This window comes from Prescottella defluvii, from assembly GCF_000738775.1.
Taxonomy (GTDB): Bacteria; Actinomycetota; Actinomycetes; order Mycobacteriales; family Mycobacteriaceae; genus Prescottella; species Prescottella defluvii.
The window spans coordinates 1-17,695 of sequence record NZ_JPOC01000088.1; the positions used below are offsets into that span (position 1 = coordinate 1).

Consider the following 17,695-nt stretch of genomic DNA (forward strand, 5'->3'; position numbering starts at 1 on the left):
CGTCGGCCTCAATCTCGGTGCCGCTGCCGGTGGATCGCTGGCCGAGCACCTGCACCAGCACATCGTTCCGCGCTGGGGTGGGGACGCGAACTTCATCACCATCCTCGGGGGCGCAAAGGTGATGCCGCAGTTGCTGCGCCAGGCCCCCGCGCAGCAGCGCACGCGTCTCGCGCAGCAACTGCGGCATCACCTTTGCGCCCCCGAGGATGGTGATGAAGTTCGCGTCCCCACCCCAGCGCGGAACGATGTGCTGGTGCAGGTGCTCGGCCAGCGATCCACCGGCAGCGGCACCGAGATTGAGGCCGACGTTGAAACCGTCCGGATTCGACACCCTCTTGATGACACGGATCGCCTGCTGCGTGAACGCCATCAACTCGGCGCTCTCCTCCGGCGTCAGGTCCTCGAGCGCCGCGACCCGCCGGTACGGCACCACCATCAGGTGACCGGGGTTGTACGGGTACAGGTTGAGCACCGCGTACACCGATTCACCCCGCGCGACGATCAGACCTTCCTCGTCGCTCATCTTCGGCGCCCGCCACCGGGCCACCGTTGATCTGGGTGCCGTCACGGAAACGGAAGCCCACCGCGCCCGCCTCGACGTCCCGCTCGCCGGCGAGCAGCATGAACGGCACCTTCTGGGTGGTGTGGTTGCGAATCTTCTTCTGCATGCGGTCGTCGCTGACGTCCACCTCGGCCCGCACACCGGCGGCCTTGAGCTGCTTGACGACGTCGAACAGGTGGTCCTCGAACGCCTCGGCGACGGGGATGCCGACCACCTGGACCGGCGCGAGCCATGCCGGGAACGCGCCCGCGTAGTGCTCGGTGAGCACGCCGAAGAACCGTTCGAGGGATCCGAACAGCGCGCGGTGGATCATCACCGGACGCTGCTTGGCGCCGTCGCTGCCGGTGAACTCGAGGTCGAACCGCTCAGGCAGGTTGAAGTCGAGCTGGATGGTCGACATCTGCCAGCTGCGGCCCAACGCGTCCTGAACCTGGACGGAGATCTTGGGGCCGTAGAACGCGGCTCCGCCCGGATCCGGCACCAGGTTCAGCCCGGACGCCTCGCCGACCTCGCGCAGCGTCTCGGTGGCTTCCTCCCACAGCGCGTCGTCGCCGACGAACTTCTCGGGGTTCTTCGTCGACAGCTCGAGGTAGAAGTCGTCGAGACCGTAGTCCTTGAGCAGGCCCAGCACGAACTTCAGTGCCCTGGTCAGCTCGTCGCGCATCTGATCCTTGGTGCAGTAGATGTGCGCATCGTCCTGCGTCATGCCGCGCACACGGGTCAGTCCGTGCACGACGCCGGACTTCTCGTAGCGGTACACCGAGCCGAACTCGAACAGTCGCAGCGGCAGCTCACGGTACGAACGGCCGCGGGACCCGAAGACCAGGTTGTGCATCGGGCAGTTCATCGGCTTGAGGTAGTAGTCCTGGCCCGGCTTGCGAACCGTGCCGTCCTCGTTGAGTTCCTCGTCGATGTGCATCGCCGGGAACATGCCGTCGCGGTACCAGTCGAGGTGACCGGAGACCTCGTACAGATGCCCCTTGGTGATGTGCGGCGAGTAGACGAACTCGTAGCCCTCCTGCACGTGACGCTGACGCGAGTAGTTCTCCATCTCCTGCCGGACGATGCCACCCTTGGGGTGGAACACCGGCAGTCCGGAGCCCAACTCGTCGGGGAACGAGAACAGGTCCAGCTCGGCGCCGAGCTTGCGGTGGTCGCGCCGCTCTGCCTCGGCGAGCAGTTCGAGATGCTTGTCGAGCGCCTCGGTCGACTCCCACGCCGTGCCGTAGACGCGCTGCAGGTCCTCGCGACTCTGGTCGCCGCGCCAGTACGCGGCCGAGCTGCGGGTGATCTTGAACGCCGGGATGTACTTCGTGGTCGGGATGTGCGGACCGCGGCACAGGTCCTTCCAGATGACCTCGCCGGTGCGCGGGTTGAGGTTGTCGTAGATCGTCAGCTCGTTACCGCCGACCTCCATGACCTCCGGATCGTCGATACCCGACTTGTCGCTGATGAGCTCGAGCTTGAACGGCTCGCTCGCGAGTTCGGTGCGGGCGTCCTCGATGTCATCGACGACGCGGCGGGAGAATCGCTGCGCATCCTTGACGATCTTCTTCATCCGCTTCTCGAGCTTCGCGAGATCCTCCGGCGTGAACGGCCGGTCCACCTGGAAGTCGTAGTAGAAGCCGTCCTTGATCGGGGGGCCGATGCCCAGCTTGGCCTCGGGGAACTCCTGCTGCACGGCCTGCGCGAGCACGTGCGCAGCCGAGTGCCGGATCACGCTGCGGCCGTCCTCGGTGTCGGCGGCGACCGCCTCGACCTCGACGTCGACGTCGGGAACCCAGGACAGATCCTTGAGCTGCCCCTCGGCGTCGCGGACGACGACGATGGCGTCGGAACCCTTACCGGGAAGTCCGGCGTCGCGCACCGCCGTGCCCGCGGTCGTCCCGGCGGGCACTCGGACGCGTGCGGCGGGGGTGGCGGATGCGGGCGTGGTCACGGCGATGCGCTCCTAGGTATGAGAGTGTGCCCCGGGATGAGGGGCGACCCCATGTTATCGGCACCAGGTCGCCATCAGTGGAACCGTCCCGCCGTCGCGCGGAATGGCCGTGATCCCGCTATCGAAAATGTGCGCCGGCACCAATCCCCGGACTTCGGTCCGGGGAGGATGTCAGAGGGGGCTTTCCAACCACGACTGTTCGAGCCCCACCCAGGATCCGATCAGGCTGAACGTGCCGAGCACCCAGAGGGTCGCGACGACGACGATCGTGGTGAACAGCACCCCCAGTGCCTTGACGAAGCCCGACTGCCGGCCGAACCAGATCATGAACCGGTCGTAGCGGGCGCGAACCCAGTGCAGCAGTCGGTGCGCCCACGCGAACTCCGAGGCCAGGATGCCCAGGCCGGCGAAGACGATCAACCAACCGGGACCGGGATACGGAATCGTCACGATGCCGACGGCGAGTACGACGGCACCCACGATCCCGACACCGAACCGGTAGGCGAGGTTCAGCGAGGTGTTTCCGGCGATCCGCCGACGCCAGCGGAGCCACCGGTTCTCGGCCTCTTCGAGCGCCTCGATCGGATGGAACCCGCCGTCTTTCGCCGCGGCGGCGCTGCTGTCATCAGCCGTGCGGTCGTTCACAGTTCGGTCACCCAACGTCCACACCCACCGTCGATTCGAGTCTGCGCCGGTGCGCGCACCGGCAGGATCCAGACTACCGACGACGTGGATCGACCGGCCGACCGCACGAATCGGTTCCGGGGGCGACCCCCGGCATTCGGACGATTCCGACGCACCGGGTCGGTGACTGCCGGATAGTGGCCCGATGCACACGACACATCGTTCACGTCGAATCACTCTCGCGCTCGGGGTATCCGCCGTGTGCGTTGCCGCTCTCGCCGGATGCGCGAGCGGCAACGCACAACCCGGATCCGCCGGGGACCCAGCCGGGATCGACACCCGCGGCACCGGCACGGTGACCGGTACACCGGACACACTGACGGTGGCGCTCGGCGTCCAGACCCAGGCCGGGGAGGCGGCAGCGGCACTGGATGCCAATGCCCAGAGATCCACGGCGCTGATCGACACGCTGAAGGGCAGGGGCGTGCCTGCCGAAGACATCCAGACCAGCGGGTTGTCGGTCAATCCCACGTACGAGAGTGGTTCCGGCCGGATCAACGGCTATCAGGTGACCAATCGTGTGACCGCGACCCTCCACGACATCGCCACCGCCGGGACCCTCATCGATGCGGCCGCGGCCGCCGCGGGCGACTCGATCCGGGTGGAACAGACTGTCTTCTCGATCTCGGACGACAGCGAACTGCGGGCCGAGGCCCGGGCTCGCGCGGTCCGGCAGGCCCAGGACCAGGCCCGGCAGATCGCCGACGCGGCCGGCGTGAACCTGGGCGCGGTGCGCTCGATCGTCGAGGTGCCGCCGACGGCGCCGGAGAACCCGCTGATGCGGTCGCCGATGGCCTTCGATCACGCCAACACCGTGCCCGTCGAGGCCGGCAGCCAGGAGCTGGCCGTGACCGTCCAGATCACCTACGACATCGCCTGAGATCGCCGACCGGAGACGAAAGCCCCGGAAACGAGGAATGCCCCACCCGATTGCATCGGGTGGGGCATTCCTTCTGTGGTCCCGGCTGGGATCGAACCAGCGACCTTCCCGGTGTGAACGGGACGCTCTTCCACTGAGCCACGGGACCGAACCGCGCTGAATGCTCGCGGTCGAACGAGACGAAACACTAACATGCCCTTTCGGCGAACACGAATCCCCTGGTTGTCATTCGTTTTCGGGCCCGCATCGACGCGCCGAGGACGCCGACCGCCCTGGCCGACGCCCCGACACCCACGAGTGACACCGCACGCCGGCACCGAACCCTGGACGCATCTTTCGCGTGCGTACGCACACGCGCACGTACGGGTGAATCACTTCGTTCGAGCGCATCCCGATCGTGAAACGCGCCCACGACCGCCTTCCCTGCGGCCCGCATCGGCGGCGACCGCACTCCCCCGACTCGGCCCTCTGGCCGGCCCGAGGAAACCCGCGCCGGAACCTCCGCACCTGTCGGTTCGGTATTCACGGTGCGTTCACCTGCGCATTCACTCCCCCATGACGCCAGATTCACCCGCTGACCTGCTGATTTGTGCCTTTCTCGAATGGTCCGCTAATGTTCTCACCGCACCGGGAAAGCGGAAACGCCCCGCCGGTGCGAATGCGGATGTAGCGCAGCTGGTAGCGCATCACCTTGCCAAGGTGAGGGTCGCGGGTTCGAATCCCGTCATCCGCTCGAGAGGTTGGACTCGACCTTTTATGGTGGAGTGGCCGAGTGGTGAGGCAACGGCCTGCAAAGCCGTGCACACGGGTTCGATTCCCGTCTCCACCTCGCGCGATTAGCTCAGCGGGAGAGCGCTTCCCTGACACGGAAGAGGTCACTGGTTCAATCCCAGTATCGCGCACCAAGTTTCGAGGCAGCATGCTGCCGAGAATCTTGATTGTTAGAACATGCGGATGTAGCGCAGCTGGTAGCGCATCACCTTGCCAAGGTGAGGGTCGCGGGTTCGAATCCCGTCATCCGCTCCACGGTCGGCCCCAGCGGTCGGCCTGGGAGCCCGGTTATCCGGGTTTCCGATATTTGACCCGCGCGATTAGCTCAGCGGGAGAGCGCTTCCCTGACACGGAAGAGGTCACTGGTTCAATCCCAGTATCGCGCACCACCGAGAAGGGCACCTCCACACGGAGGTGCCCTTCTTGCGTTGGTCCCCATCCGCTTTCGCGGCTGCCCGCCCGATTCGAACCTGAGGGATTCCTCATGTATCGTCGGGCATGCCATCCCCCCCGATGGTGCGGAGCCCCAGCCCTGACCCCCCATCCACGGCTGGGGCTCACTCATTTCCCCGGGCGGGCGGCCTGCGCCACCCGCCCGTCACCGCTATCCGCCGTGCCGCTTCGCGAGCAGATCACGGAACCAGTGGTACGAATCCTTGGGCGTCCGTTCGAGTGTGTCGTAGTCCACATGCACGAGCCCGAAGCGTTCGCGGTACCCGGCCGCCCATTCGAAGTTGTCGAGGATCGACCACACGAAGTAGCCGCGGACGTCCACGCCGGCGTCCATCGCCTCCCGAACGGCGACCAGGTGGTCCGCGTGATACGCGATCCGACGGTCGTCGCGCACGCGACCCGACGAGTCCGGATCCGGATCGTGGAACGAGCACCCGCTCTCGGTGATGTACACCGGCGGCAGGGCCGCTCCGAATCGGTCGCGGAAGATCGTCAGGATCTCCCGCAGGCCGTCCGGCACGATCGGCCAGCCGAAGTCGGTCTTCTCGTAGCCTTCGAGCGGCACCGGCGCGAACGGCATCCCCGGGGGCAGATCCACCTCGAGCACGCCGTCCGTTCCCTCGCCGTCCCGCGGCGCGGCGATGGTCGTGGGCTCGTAGTAGTTGATGCCGAACCAGTCGAGCGGCTGCGCGATGACGGCCAGGTCGTCGTCGACGGGTCCGGTGAGCAGAGCCGCGAGTTCGTCGGCCGGGTACTTGCCGAGCAGGACCGGATCGGCGAACGTCCAGTTGACGATGTGGTCGTAGATGTCGGCAGCCTCGACGTCGGCCTCCGCGCCGCTCGCGGCGTGCACGGGCGCGTGGTTGGACGCGATTCCGATGTTGCCGCACCCGGCCGAACGCAGTGCCTGCACTGACAGGCCGTGACCGAGCAGCTGATGATGCGCGGCCTGCAGCGCACCGAAACCGAGCGACAGTCCGGGCGCGTGGACTCCGAGGGCGTGACCGTAGAGCGTATGCACGACAGGCTCGTTGAGCGGCATCCACATGCCGACGCGGTCACCGAGGCGCTCCCCCACGATCGAGGCGTAGTCGGCCAGTCGCTGCGCGGTCGCCCGGTTCAGCCACCCACCGTCGTCCTGGAGGGCCTGCGGAAGATCCCAGTGGTACAGCGTGACGGCCGGCGTGATGCCGGCGGCACACAGTTCGTCGACGAGCCGATCGTAGAAGTCGAGGCCCGCGAGATTGACCGCACCCTTGCCGTCGGGCTGAATCCGCGACCACGACACCGACAGCCGGTACGAGTCGATGCCGAGTTCACGCATCAGTCGCACGTCGTCCCGGTACCGGTGATAGTGATCGATCGCGACATCGCCGGTCTCGCCGCGCACGATTGCTCCAGGGGTGGAGCAGAATTCGTCCCAGATCGAACGTCCACGCCCGTCCGCGGTCACCGCCCCTTCGATCTGATACGCCGCGGCCGCGACACCGAAGACGAAATCGTCGGGAAACTCGGGAACTGTTCGTTGTACCGCCATGATGAGCAGTGAAGCAGAGAACCCCACGAAACGGAGCGGAATGTTGGACACTCGTCCAGTGATTCGAAACACGAAAACCCTTAGCGGCGCACGCGTCTCGGCTGCCGTCGCCTTCGGCCTGCAGGGGTTCATGCTGGCCGTTCTGCTCACCCAGCTCCCCCAGTTCAAGGACGACCTCGGCTTCAGCGACACCCTGGTCGCGGTGACCGTCGTCGGCGTCTCGGTCGTCGCGGGACTCGGCAGCGTCGTCGCCGAGCAGATCGCGAAGGCCACCTCCAGTCGCACGACGCTCCGGGTGGGCCTGTTCGCCATTGCGGCGGGCGCGGTGACGATCGCGCTCGCGACATCGACGCCGGCGTTCCTGACGGCATTCGCGTTCTACGGCATCGGACTCGGCATCGTCGACGCGTCGGCCAACATGCAGGCGGTGTCGATTCAGCACGCGTACGGCCGCGTCATCCTCTCCTCGTTCCACGCATCGTGGAGCGTCGGCGCGATCATCGGCGCCGGGTTCGTCGCGCTGTTCTCGACACTCGAACTGTCGGTGATGATGTCCGTGCTCATCGCGGCCGTCCTGGTCGCGGCGGTCTGTGCGTGGATCGGGCCGCGTCTGCTGCACACCGGCCATCAGCGGGCCGAGTCCGCTCCCACCGTGCCGGTCGCGATTCCGCTCCGGCCGTTCCTCGCGCTCGGGTTCGCGATGATGCTGTTCTATGCGATCGATTTCGGCGTCGGCACGTACTCGCCCCTGTACCTCAAGGAGGTGCTGCTCTCCGACGCCGGAACCGCGGCCCTCGCGATGGGCGCCTACCAGGTGACGGCGCTGATCTCGCGGTTGACCGGCGACCTCTGGGTCCGGAAGTACGGCGAGATCGCGGTCGTACGGGTCGGGGCGATCATCAGTGTGATCGGCCTGCTGATGGTGGTTCTCGCGCAGGCGCCCGCGCTCGCGATCGCCGGATTCTTCGTCGTCGGCCTCGGCGCCCCCGTCATCGCTCCGCTGAGCTTCAGTGCGGCGGGCCGACTCGCGCCCCCGGGACAGACCGACGTGGTCGTCGCCCGCATCAACCTGTTCAACTACGCCGGCACCGTGATCGCCGGCGCCGTCATCGGCGGCATCGCAGCGGTGTCCGACCTGCGGATCGGCTTCATGGTGCCGCTGCTGTTCGCGGTGGCATTGTTCCTGCTCGCGCCCGCTTTCGCGCCGCGCCGGGTATCGCCGGACTCTGCCCCGAACGAATCCGCTCCCACCGGGGCCTGAGCGTGTGTGTCCCGGCGCGGGTCTGCGGGTCCCTCCCCGACAGTGATGTACTTACCCGGGACACACACGACGTACACGAGGTGGAGCTGTGACGATTTCCGTGGACCGGGCCGGACTCTGGGACGCCGAGGCGTTGGCAGACGTCGCCGCGGTGACGTTCCCGCTCGCGTGCCCACCGCACGCCACACGCGAGGACATCGCGGCGTTCATCGACGACGTGCTGTCCGCGGAGAAGTTCAGCGAGTACCTCACCGACTCGACCCGCACGGTGCTCAAGGCCACCAGCAACGGGGAGATCGTCGGGTACGTGATGCTCGTCGACGGCACCCCCGAGGACGACGACATCCGGTCGGTGCTGTCGCTGCGGCCGACGACGGAGATCAGCAAGCTGTACGTGCTACCCGAACGGCACGGTTCGGGAGTCTCGGCGGCACTGATGGATGCCGCGGTCGATCATGCGCGCAACGCGAACTGCGCCGGCGTGTGGCTGGGGGTCAACCAGGAGAACGAGCGGGCGCAGCGGTTCTACGTCAAGAACGGTTTCGAGAAGGTCGGCACCAAGACGTTCCGGGTGGGCGCCCAGACCCACCACGACTTCGTGATGCAGCGCGGCATCTGACCGCCGCGCTGCATCACGAAGGTTCGATCAGGCCGCGACCTCGAAGCGCGAGAGCGCGAGCAGGCGCGACGTGGCGCGCAGGTACTTCTTCTTGTAGCCGCCGGCCAGCATTTCCGGGGTGAAGATCTCGTCGAGCTTCGCACCCGACACTGTGACCGGGATGCTGGCGTCGTACAGGCGGTCGGCGAGGACGACCAGGCGCAGCGCGACCGACTGGTCGGCGGCCGGATGGACACCCTTGATGAACACGGCGGGAACGCCCTCGATCAGCTTGCCGTAGCGCGACGGGTGCAGCGTGCTCAGGTGCGCGCACAGCTCGTCGAAGTCGTCGAGGGTGGCGCCCTCGATCGCGTCGGCGCGCTCGATCAGGTCGGCGTCGTCGGTCGGTTCGGGGGCCGGCGGCAGGTCACGATGGCGGTAGTCGGGACCGTCGACGCGGATGGTCTCGAAGATCGAACCAAGCTTCTTGATCTCACGCAGGAAGTCCTGTGCCGCGAAGCGGCCCTCACCGAGCTGGCCGGGCAGGGTGTTCGACGTCGCGACGATGGACACGCCGCGCGCCGACAGCTCGGTCAGCAGACGCGAGACGAGCATGGTGTCGCCCGGATCGTCGAGCTCGAACTCGTCGATGCACAGCACGCTGTGCGATGACAGTTCCTCGACGGCCTTGTTGAATCCGAGCGCGCCCACGACGTGGGTCAGCTCGACGAACGTGCCGAAGGCCTTGGGCGACGGTGAGCTGTGGAAGATCGAGGCGAGCAGGTGGGTCTTACCGACGCCGAAGCCGCCGTCGAGGTACAGACCGGCGCCGGTGGACGGCGCCTTCTTGCCGAACAGGCCGCGTCGACCGCCACCCCTGATCTTGGCGACCTTGCCCGCGAACTCCTCGGCCTTGGCGACCGCGGCGGCCTGGCTCGGCTCCTTGGGATCGGGAATGTAGGACGCAAAACTGACCTCGTCGAACATCGCCGGGGGCACCATTTGAGCAACCAATTGATCGGCCGGCACCACCGGATTGCGATCGACAAGACGTGCATGCATGCAGTGAGCGTATCGACGTGCTGTGATCGAACACGTGCACCGCCTGGATATTGCGACCTACTTCACACGAGAAACAGACGCCGGAGATCGGCCGTCCGAACTGAGCGACGACGACCTCCGTTCACTGTACGGATACCCGGCAGCTCTCGACCGGCCGTGGGTTCGGGTCAATTTCGTGGCCAGCATCGACGGCGCCGTGGCGGTCGACGGCGCCAGCGCGGCGCTCGGGTCCCCCGCCGACAAGCGGGTGTTCGCCGTCCTGCGGGAGCTCGCCGACGCGATCGTCGTCGGCGCCGGCACCGTCCGCGCGGAGAACTACGGCGGCGCCCGCACCTCCCCCGCGCTCGTCGACCGCCGGACGGCGACCGGCCTGACGGCGATCCCCCCGATCGTGGTGGTCACCGCGAGCGGGAACCTCGACCCCGAGTCGCGCCTGTTCACCGACACCTCCGTCCCGCCGCTCGTCCTGACGTCGGCCGCGGCGGACCCGGACCGCCTGGCCCGACTCCGTGACGCCGGGGCCGCGGTCGAGACCGTCGCCGATCGGGACGTCACCGGGCCTGCCGTCGTCGACGCCCTCGACCGTCGCGGCCTGCGTCGGGTGCTGTGCGAGGGCGGGCCCGGACTGTTCGGCACCCTCGTCGGCGACGGCGTCGTCGACGAACTGTGCCTGACCACGTCGGCGCAACTGGTCGCCGGCGCCGCCGGCCGCATCGCGGTGTCGGCGGCCGCGAGCCCCACGCCGATGACCCGGGCGCACGTCCTCGGCGACGACGACGGCACCCTGCTCACCCGCTGGGTACGCGCCCACGACGGGTGACGCACCTGGCAGGCTGTCCCGCATGCAGTCGCTTGTGAGCAGGATCGGGGTCGCCGCAGTCGCCGGGACCGTTCTCGCCGTCTGTACCGCGTGCGGCGCCGGACCGTCGATCCGGCCCGACGTCGCGGTCGTCGAGGAGGGCGGCCGCGCCCCGACGACCACGGAGACCGCCGCGCCGGCCCCGCGGTTGCAGACCCCGGTGAACGATCTGAACTGGGTCGACTGCACCGACACCACCCTCACCGCGGCCGGCCTCGGGCCGGGACCCGCCGGGCTGACGCTGGAATGCGCCGACTACCCCGCGCCCCTGGATGCCACCGGGTCCGTGCTGATTCCGATCGAGGTGGGAGCACTGCGCGCGCGGCTGCCGCACACTCCCGCCGATGCCGCGCCCCTGGTCGTGACGTCCGGATCCGACATCGCGTCCTCGACGACCGTCGCGGCGCTCGCGACCGGGCCGAGTTCCACGCTGCTCGAGCGTCAGCCGATCGTCGCGGTCGATCGACGCGGCATCGGGTCGTCCACCCCGATCGATTGCGGCCGGTCGCTGGATCGCCGCGGTCTCGCCGATCTTGGGCAGTTCACCTCCTCGGACGCTCAGGGCGTCGACGCGGCGGCGGCACTCTCGCGGGCGTCCACCGTGGCGTGCACCGATGCACTGCAGCCGTCCGAACTCTCCTACGACACCGCCCACGCCGCGGACGATCTCGAACAGTTGCGGCAGATCTGGCAGGTCGACCGCCTGGGCATCCTCGGCACCGGCAACGGCGCGGCGGTCGCGCTGGCGTACTCGGCGCGGTACCCCGACCAGGTGGGCCGATTGGTGCTCGACTCTCCCGCCGCCACCACCGTCGACGCCGCGACCGCCGCCGAACACCGGGTGCAGGGCCAGGAAGCGGCACTCGCCGATTTCAGCCGGCGGTGCGCGGCACTGAACTGCTCGCTCGGACCGGATCCGACGGCCTCGATCACGGCACTGCGGGACCGCGCGGCCGCCGGTGAACTGGCGACGGTGTCGTCGAGCGCGCTGCTGGCGACGGTCTCCGCCTTCCTGGGGTCGCCGCGCGGTGACCAGACTGCCCGTGTGCGCGAGCTGGCGGACGTGCTGTCGGCGGCGGGAGGCGGCGACACCGGACCGTTGCTCGGACTGATCGCCTCGACCGAGGCCGCGGTCGGCACCGACGGCCAGTTCGTCGCCCGATGCAGCGACGGCCAGCAGTGGCCGGGTCCGGGACGCGCCCGGGAACTGCAGCAGGCGTGGGGTGCGAAGTATCCGACGTTCGGCGCCGATGCCGCCGTCGGGCTGATGCGCTGCTCTGCCTGGCCGACGATGTCGCCGCCCCCGCTCCCGGGCAGTCTCGACGTGCCGGTACTGGTCCTCGGCGGCGCCGCCGACCCCGTGGTCGGCAATGCGGGTCTGGCCACCGTGACGGGGTCTCTCGCGAGCGCGGGTGCCCGGTGGTCGAGCATGACGTGGGAGGGCTACGGCCACCCGGTGACCACGCATTCGGACTGCGCCCGCCAAGCGCTCACCCGGTACCTCGCGTCGGCCGAACTCCCGACCCAGGGCAGCGCCTGCCCGGCGTGACGCGCCGGGGTTGCCGCGACTGCCCGAGGCCGCGGCGGTGTACCGTGCCGTAGTGTTCCTTCGACGATTCGAGCCGCGTACCGGCCGCACCACCGCCGAGGTCGTCAACTTCGCTCTGTGGCCCATCGCTGTGATGACTGTGCTGCATCGAGTGGTCGTGTTGGCAGTCAACGGATCCCATACCGACGACTTCACCCCGGTGTATCGAGCAGCCCTGGCATTCCTCAATCGCCAAGAGGTCTACACCGCCAATTTCAACTCCGTGGACCCGCACTACCTCTATCAGCCCAGTGGCACCCTGCTGATGTCACCGATCGCGCTGATCGATCCCGAGACGTCGCGCTGGCTGTTCATCCTCGCCAACGCGATCGCGGTGATCGTCGCGCTGTATCTGTTGCTGAAGATGTTCGACCTGGCGCTGAACTCGATCGCGGCGCCGATCCTGCTGTTCGCGGCGTTCTCGACGGAAACCGTCACGAACACCCTCGTGTTCTCGAACATCAACGGCATCATCCTGCTCGGCGAGGTCGCGTTCCTGTTCCTGCTCCTGCGTCGGCGCGACCTGTGGGCCGGCACCGCGATCGGCCTGACGCTCGCCGTCAAACCGATCCTCGCGCCCCTGCTGCTGCTGCCCCTGGTGCGGGGTCAGTGGAAGGTGTTCGTCACCGCCGTCGGCATCCCGCTGATCCTCATGGCCGTGGCGTGGCCGCTGGCGGCGGACCCGATGGCGTTCCTCGAGCACACGCTGCCGTACCTGTCGGAGTCCCGCGACTACTTCAACAGTGCGATCGTCGGCAACGGCACGTACTTCGGACTTCCGGTCGCGATGATCTGGGCGCTGCGCCTCGCGTTCGCGGCGATGGTCCTGGTGTCGCTGTGGCTGCTGTACCGGTACTACCGCCACGACGAGCTGTTCTTCCTCGCGACCGCGACGGGCGTGATCATGGGCGCGTCGTTCCTGCTGCTGTCGCTCGGCCAGATGTACTACTCCATGCTGCTGTTCCCGCTGATCATGACGGTGGTCCTGCGCAATTCGGTGATGCGCAACTGGCCGGCCTGGCTCGCGGTGTACGGGTTCCTCAGTGCCGATGCCTGGTACTCCAACCGGTTCGTCGAGACCGGTCGCGTGGTCGAGTTCCTGAAGCCGACCATGGGCTGGAGTCTCCTGCTGATCGTCATCTTCGCGGTGCTCGCGAACCGCTACCTGACAGCCAAGCGGGAGGGCCGGTTGGACTCGGGAATCGATCCGGATTTCCTCGTCGCCGAGCACAGCGCCACCACCCCGGTGCCGGCCAAGGTCTGACGCACGAGGTTGCGGAACGTATTAGCGTGAGGCCATGAGCTCCACACAGGATTCCGGTCTTCCCGCACCCACGTTCCGGCGCAGCGACGCCGAATGGCGCGCACACCTGACGCCCGAGGAGTACCACGTGCTCCGTCAGGCGGGGACGGAGCGGCCGCACGTCGGCGAGTACACCGACACCACCACCGAGGGCGTGTACTCGTGCCGCGCGTGCGGTGCCGAACTGTTCCGCAGCACCGAGAAGTTCGAGTCGCACTGCGGATGGCCGTCGTTCTTCGACCCGGCGAAGTCGGACGCGGTGATCCTGCGTGCCGACAACACGCTCGGCATGCACCGTGTCGAGGTGCTGTGCAGTACCTGCCACAGCCACCTCGGCCATGTCTTCGAGGGCGAGGGCTACCCCACCCCGACCGACCAGCGCTACTGCATCAACAGCATCTCGCTGCGGCTGCAGCCGGCCGACGGCAGCTGACCCCCTCCCGCGCGCAGATTGACGCCCCGCACGCGCGATTGCGCGTGCGGGGCGTCATTGTGCGCGCGGCGTCCTACCTCGTCGCCCTCCCCCGGGCGGCGAGTGAATTGAGCACGGCCGCGGCCTGATCCGCACCGTCGACGGTGACGGTGAACTTGGAGCCGTCGCCGCGGGTGACGCGCAACGCCGCGCCCGGGCGGACCAGCAGTCCGACGCCGTCCGGACCGACGCGGTAGCCGATGCCGCCGTAGCGGTTGATCATCCCGATCTTCACGACGTCGGCGCGGGCGATCTCGTCGAGCGCGATCCGGCGACGACCGCCGGTGAGCACGTAGCGGGTCTCGAGCCCGCGACCGTCCACCACGACGTGCACCGGCGCGAGGGACAGTCCCAGCAGCAGCGCGCCGACGACCGCCGCGATGAGCAGCCGCGGCACCGCGTCCTCCGACGACACCCAGACGCCGGACACGACGATGACGATCGGGACGAGCGCCAGCACCGCGGCGAGCCACCGCGGCATCGCCGCCGACCCGGTCCACACGACGGTCTCGGTGTCGGTCAGGTCGATGCGCGACGCATCCGCGGGCGGGGCTGCGGCGGCGGGCGCCGAGTCGGGCCGCCCGACCACCGCGGCACCGGCGACCGCCGCGACGACGCCGAGGAGCACGGCGGCCACGAGCGACCATCCGGCGAACGAGGCTTCGGCCGCGTCGGCCAGCCCGCGCTGCGCGGCGAGCACGCCCACCGGCAGCACCGCGACGGCGGTCCCGGTGCCCGACGCGACCGCGGCCCCGAAGCGGGCCGCCCGCACGTCCCGCCGGGTGAGCAGCAACAGGATGCCGCCGAGGAGCACCGCGAAGGCCAGGCCCAGCAGCGGCGACCACTGCGCGGCCGCGACCGATGTGAAGCCGTCGGCCTGCCCGCCTGACCCGAAGTGGGTCGCGACGGGGTCCGGGAGGTCACCGGACCAGGCGATCAGCACGACGGACGCCGCGGCGGATGCGACGACGGGGGCGAGCCACGCACCGGCGAGCCCCCGTACCCACGAAACTGTCTGCGCCGGAATCGATTCGGTCATGTCATCTCCCTTGTCACGAGGTCGAGCAGGTCAGCGGTGCTCATGCCGTGGCGCTTGGCTTCGGTGACGAGGCCGCGGACCGCGTCCAGCAATCGACTGCGGGCGGGCGCGTCCGCCGTGACGACCGCGCCGCGACCCCGCCGCAGTTCGATCAGCCCCTCGTCGCGCAGCTCCTGATAGCCGCGGAGCACGGTGTGGACGTTGACGTCCAGCGACGCCGCGAGGTCCCGCGCGGAGGGCAGCCGCTCCCCCGCCGCGACGGAACCGTCGGCGATCGCGCCGCGGACGGACGCGGCGAACTGCACGTACAGCGGTACGGCGGACGACTGATCGATACGGATGAGCACACACCCACCATATTGTTCTAGTTCAAATAGAACAAGTCAGAGCGGCGGATCGAACGCCTTGATCGGGGGCAGATCGCCGTCGAAGCGCTCGATCTGCACCAGGACGTGCTGGCCCGTGCAGCCGTGAGACAGGCGCGAGGAACCCGCGTCGGCGGTGAGCACGTTGGGATTGCCGTGCACGCACATCGAGCCCGGGTCCGCCGGGTCCAGCGGGTCGTACCAAGCGCCGGTGGACAACTGCACCACCCCGCGGCGGACGCCGTCGTCGAGCACGACCCCTGCCAGACAGGAGCCGCGGTCGTTGAACACCCGGACCACGTCGCCGGCCGCCAGACCACGCGCGGCGGCGTCGGCCGGATGCATCCGGATCGGCTCGCGCCCGCGGACCTTCGACGCCTGGCTGGCAGCGCCGTGGTCGAGTTGCCCGTGCAGGCGGGTCCGAGGCTGGTTCGCGATCAGGTGCAGCGGAAACTGCTGCGCGCGTTCACCACCGAGCCACTCCTCCGGCTCGTACCAGCGGGGGTGTCCGGCGCAGTCGTCGTAGCCGAAGCCGTCGATGTCGGCGGAGAAGATCTCGATCCTCCCGCTGGGTGTGGTCAGCGGATTGCGCACCGGATCGTCCCGGAAGTCCGAGAACAGCGACAGCCCGTCCTCGGTGCGCATCCGCACGTGACCGCGCCGCCGGAACTCCTCGAACGTGGGCGCCTCCAGACGCGCCGGGTCCGCCAGCACGAACCCCCGCCACTGCCCGTAGAGATGCTCGATCCACTGCCGTGCGGTGCGGCCCTCGGTGAAGCGTTCCCCGAACCCCATCCGATGCGCGAGCGCGGAGAACGTGTCGTAGTCGTCGCGGGCATCGGCGTGTCGGGGCACCGCCGCGTGCATCGCGACCAGCAGTGGATCGTTGCGGGTGCAGGCGAGGTCGTCGCGCTCGAGCGACGTCGTCGACGGCACCACGATGTCGGCGTGGCGGGCCATCGGCGTCCAGTACGGCTCGTGCACGACGATCGTGTCCGGCCGGGCCAGCGCGCGCCGCAACCGGGCCAGGTCCTGGTGATGGTGGAACGGATTGCCGCCGGCCCAGTAGACGAGGCGGGTGTCCGGGAAGGTGAGGCGTCGGCCGTCGAAGTCGAACTCCTCGCCGGGGCGCAGCAGCAGGTCGGCGATCGCCGCGACGGGGATGAAGTCGGGCACCGGGTTGGCGCCCTGGAACAGCGTCGGCAGCGGGTACGGGACCGGGGCGAGCCCGGGTTCGTTCATGGAGCCGTAGCCGTGCCCGAATCCGCCTCCGGGAAGGCCGATCTGGCCGAGCATCGCGGCGAGCGTGACGCCCATCCACGGGGCCTGCTCGCCGTGCCGGACGCGCTGCAGCGACCACGTCACGGTAACCATCGTGCGGCCCGCGGCCATCCGGCGGGCCAACGCGACGATCTGCTCGGCCGGCATCCCCGACAGCGCCGACGCCCATTCCGGGGTCTTGGGGACGCCGTCGTCGTTTCCCATCAGATAGCTCTCGAACCGGTCGTAGCCGACGCAGTACCGGTCGAGGAAGTCCTTGTCCTGCAAGCCTTCCGACGCCAGCACGTGCGCGAGACCGAGCATGATCGCGACATCGGTGCCGGGGACGGGCGCGATCCAGTCACACCGGCCGTGCAGGTCGTCGCGCAGCGGGCTGATCGAGACCACCTCGCCGCCACGCTCGCGCAGCCGGTCGAGCGCGCCACGGGTCGGATGTTCGCTGGTGCCACCGCCGTTGACGGCGGTGTTCTTCAGCGGCACCCCGCCGAAGCACACCATCAGATCGGTGTGCGCGGCGATGACGTCCCAGTTGGTGGAGCGGGCGAACAGCTTCCAGTGCGTGCCCACCACCCGCGGCATGATGACGCCGGTCGCGCCCAGCGAGTAGGTGTGCACCGAGCGGGTGTAGCCGCCGAGCATGTTGAGGAACCGGTGCACCTGGCTCTGCGCGTGGTGAAACCGTCCGGCGCTGGCCCAGCCGTAGGAGCCGCCGAAGATCGCCCGGTTGCCGTGGGTGTCGACGACGCGGCGCAACTCCCGGGCCAGCAGGTCGAGCAGTTCGTCCCACGACACCGCCACGAACTCGTCGGCGCCGCGGATGTCGGACGGGCCGGGACCCTGCTCGAGCCACCCGCGCCGGACCGCCGGACCGGTGATGCGGGCGCGGTGCCGCACCGAGCCTGGCAGGTTCCCCAGGATCGGCGACGGGTCCGTGTCCCCCGCATGCGGGTGCACGGCGCTCACGTCACCGTCGGCGGACTCGACCTCGAACATGCCCCAGTGCGCCATGTGCTGGTACCGCGAACTCACGGCCCTCAGTCT

General features: G+C 68.8%; 13 protein-coding genes, 6 tRNA genes and 3 pseudogenes. 13 read left to right on the forward strand and 9 right to left on the reverse strand.

Annotation, left to right across the window (positions count from 1 at the left end; genetic code table 11):
- A pseudogene (locus tag IJ15_RS25750) lies at positions 1–142 on the forward strand (diadenosine tetraphosphate hydrolase); the annotation flags it as partial.
- A gap of 9 nt (positions 143–151) precedes the next feature.
- On the opposite strand, the pseudogene IJ15_RS0123310 reads toward IJ15_RS25750, so the two are convergent.
- The 3 genes and pseudogenes from IJ15_RS0123310 to IJ15_RS0123320 all read right to left on the reverse strand — a co-directional run.
- A pseudogene (locus IJ15_RS0123310) lies at positions 152–529 on the reverse strand (HIT family protein); the annotation flags it as partial.
- A pseudogene (gene thrS / locus IJ15_RS0123315) lies at positions 528–2,501 on the reverse strand (threonine--tRNA ligase); the annotation flags it as partial. The pseudogenes IJ15_RS0123310 and thrS, both read right to left, overlap by 2 nt.
- Positions 2,502–2,672: 171 nt before the next feature.
- Positions 2,673–3,083: a TIGR02611 family protein gene (locus IJ15_RS0123320; RefSeq protein WP_031940737.1), complete on the reverse strand. Its 411-nt coding sequence runs from the start codon at positions 3,081–3,083 to the stop codon at positions 2,673–2,675.
- Between the two features lie 301 nt (positions 3,084–3,384).
- Here IJ15_RS0123320 and IJ15_RS0123325 point away from each other — a divergent pair, with 301 nt between their 5' ends.
- Positions 3,385–4,065 carry an SIMPL domain-containing protein gene (locus IJ15_RS0123325; RefSeq protein ID WP_231569641.1) on the forward strand — a complete coding sequence of 227 codons (681 nt, stop codon included), beginning with the start codon at positions 3,385–3,387 and terminating at the stop codon, positions 4,063–4,065.
- A 76-nt stretch (positions 4,066–4,141) separates the two neighbouring features.
- Here IJ15_RS0123325 and IJ15_RS0123330 read toward each other — a convergent pair.
- A tRNA-Val gene (locus IJ15_RS0123330) sits at positions 4,142–4,213 on the reverse strand.
- 512 nt (positions 4,214–4,725) lie between these two features.
- On the opposite strand from IJ15_RS0123330, the gene IJ15_RS0123335 reads away from it, so the two are divergent.
- From IJ15_RS0123335 to IJ15_RS0123355, 5 genes are all read left to right on the forward strand, one after another.
- Positions 4,726–4,798 (forward strand) — tRNA-Gly (locus IJ15_RS0123335).
- Positions 4,799–4,823: 25 nt separating this feature from the next.
- Positions 4,824–4,894 (forward strand) — tRNA-Cys (locus IJ15_RS0123340).
- A 1-nt stretch (position 4,895) separates the two neighbouring features.
- A tRNA-Val gene (locus tag IJ15_RS0123345) sits at positions 4,896–4,970 on the forward strand.
- 45 nt (positions 4,971–5,015) lie between these two features.
- A tRNA-Gly gene (locus tag IJ15_RS0123350) sits at positions 5,016–5,091 on the forward strand.
- Between the two features lie 59 nt (positions 5,092–5,150).
- Positions 5,151–5,225 (forward strand) — tRNA-Val (locus tag IJ15_RS0123355).
- Positions 5,226–5,440: 215 nt separating this feature from the next.
- Here the strand turns inward: IJ15_RS0123355 and IJ15_RS0123360 are convergent.
- Positions 5,441–6,826 (reverse strand): GH1 family beta-glucosidase, encoded by a 1,386-nt coding sequence (locus IJ15_RS0123360; protein WP_031940739.1) that lies wholly within the window; start codon positions 6,824–6,826, stop codon positions 5,441–5,443.
- Between the two features lie 58 nt (positions 6,827–6,884).
- On the opposite strand from IJ15_RS0123360, the gene IJ15_RS0123365 reads away from it, so the two are divergent.
- Positions 6,885–8,087 carry an MFS transporter gene (locus tag IJ15_RS0123365; RefSeq protein WP_231569642.1) on the forward strand — a complete coding sequence of 401 codons (1,203 nt, stop codon included), beginning with the start codon at positions 6,885–6,887 and terminating at the stop codon, positions 8,085–8,087.
- Positions 8,088–8,175: 88 nt separating this feature from the next.
- The gene (locus tag IJ15_RS0123370) at positions 8,176–8,706 is read left to right on the forward strand and encodes a GNAT family N-acetyltransferase (RefSeq protein ID WP_031940741.1); all 531 of its coding nucleotides are present in this window, start codon (positions 8,176–8,178) and stop codon (positions 8,704–8,706) included.
- Between the two features lie 27 nt (positions 8,707–8,733).
- On the opposite strand, the gene zapE is transcribed toward IJ15_RS0123370, so the two are convergent.
- Complete coding sequence (gene zapE, locus IJ15_RS0123375; RefSeq protein ID WP_031940742.1) at positions 8,734–9,747, reverse strand: cell division protein ZapE; 1,014 nt, start codon at positions 9,745–9,747, stop codon at positions 8,734–8,736.
- A 22-nt stretch (positions 9,748–9,769) separates the two neighbouring features.
- On the opposite strand from zapE, the gene IJ15_RS0123380 reads away from it, so the two are divergent.
- The 4 genes from IJ15_RS0123380 to msrB are packed head-to-tail and all read left to right on the forward strand — an operon-like array spanning position 9,770 to position 13,930.
- Positions 9,770–10,567, forward strand: a complete 798-nt coding sequence (locus IJ15_RS0123380) for a pyrimidine reductase family protein (protein ID WP_031940743.1) — start codon at positions 9,770–9,772, stop codon at positions 10,565–10,567.
- 22 nt (positions 10,568–10,589) lie between these two features.
- On the forward strand, positions 10,590–12,155 hold the full coding sequence (locus IJ15_RS0123385) for an alpha/beta hydrolase (protein ID WP_051919560.1): 1,566 nt from the start codon (positions 10,590–10,592) through the stop codon (positions 12,153–12,155).
- A gap of 52 nt (positions 12,156–12,207) precedes the next feature.
- A complete protein-coding gene (locus tag IJ15_RS0123390; protein WP_407984122.1) occupies positions 12,208–13,458 on the forward strand; it encodes a glycosyltransferase family 87 protein in 1,251 nt (416 codons plus the stop codon).
- 34 nt (positions 13,459–13,492) lie between these two features.
- Complete coding sequence (gene msrB, locus IJ15_RS0123395; protein ID WP_031940746.1) at positions 13,493–13,930, forward strand: peptide-methionine (R)-S-oxide reductase MsrB; 438 nt, start codon at positions 13,493–13,495, stop codon at positions 13,928–13,930.
- A 73-nt stretch (positions 13,931–14,003) separates the two neighbouring features.
- Here msrB and IJ15_RS0123400 read toward each other — a convergent pair whose 3' ends face one another.
- Genes IJ15_RS0123400 through IJ15_RS0123410 form a run of 3 tightly spaced genes read right to left on the reverse strand, consistent with a single transcriptional unit; the run spans position 14,004 to position 17,662 of the window.
- Positions 14,004–15,008 (reverse strand): DUF1648 domain-containing protein, encoded by a 1,005-nt coding sequence (locus IJ15_RS0123400; protein WP_031940747.1) that lies wholly within the window; start codon positions 15,006–15,008, stop codon positions 14,004–14,006.
- Positions 15,005–15,355 carry a GntR family transcriptional regulator gene (locus IJ15_RS0123405; protein ID WP_031940748.1) on the reverse strand — a complete coding sequence of 117 codons (351 nt, stop codon included), beginning with the start codon at positions 15,353–15,355 and terminating at the stop codon, positions 15,005–15,007. The genes IJ15_RS0123400 and IJ15_RS0123405 overlap by 4 nt, the downstream gene beginning before the upstream one ends.
- Positions 15,356–15,391: 36 nt before the next feature.
- Positions 15,392–17,662 carry a molybdopterin guanine dinucleotide-containing S/N-oxide reductase gene (locus IJ15_RS0123410; protein ID WP_031940749.1) on the reverse strand — a complete coding sequence of 757 codons (2,271 nt, stop codon included), beginning with the start codon at positions 17,660–17,662 and terminating at the stop codon, positions 15,392–15,394.
- Positions 17,663–17,695: the final 33 nt, after the last annotated feature.

Coding starts and splice junctions, on each gene's coding strand:
- IJ15_RS0123360 (WP_031940739.1), bottom strand. CDS start 6,826: ATGGCGGTACAACGAACAGTTCCCGAGTTTCCCGACGATTTCGTCTTC.
- zapE (WP_031940742.1), bottom strand. CDS start 9,747: ATGCATGCACGTCTTGTCGATCGCAATCCGGTGGTGCCGGCCGATCAA.
- IJ15_RS0123385 (WP_051919560.1), top strand. CDS start 10,590: ATGCAGTCGCTTGTGAGCAGGATCGGGGTCGCCGCAGTCGCCGGGACC.
- msrB (WP_031940746.1), top strand. CDS start 13,493: ATGAGCTCCACACAGGATTCCGGTCTTCCCGCACCCACGTTCCGGCGC.
- IJ15_RS0123400 (WP_031940747.1), bottom strand. CDS start 15,008: ATGACCGAATCGATTCCGGCGCAGACAGTTTCGTGGGTACGGGGGCTC.
- IJ15_RS0123410 (WP_031940749.1), bottom strand. CDS start 17,662: ATGGCGCACTGGGGCATGTTCGAGGTCGAGTCCGCCGACGGTGACGTG.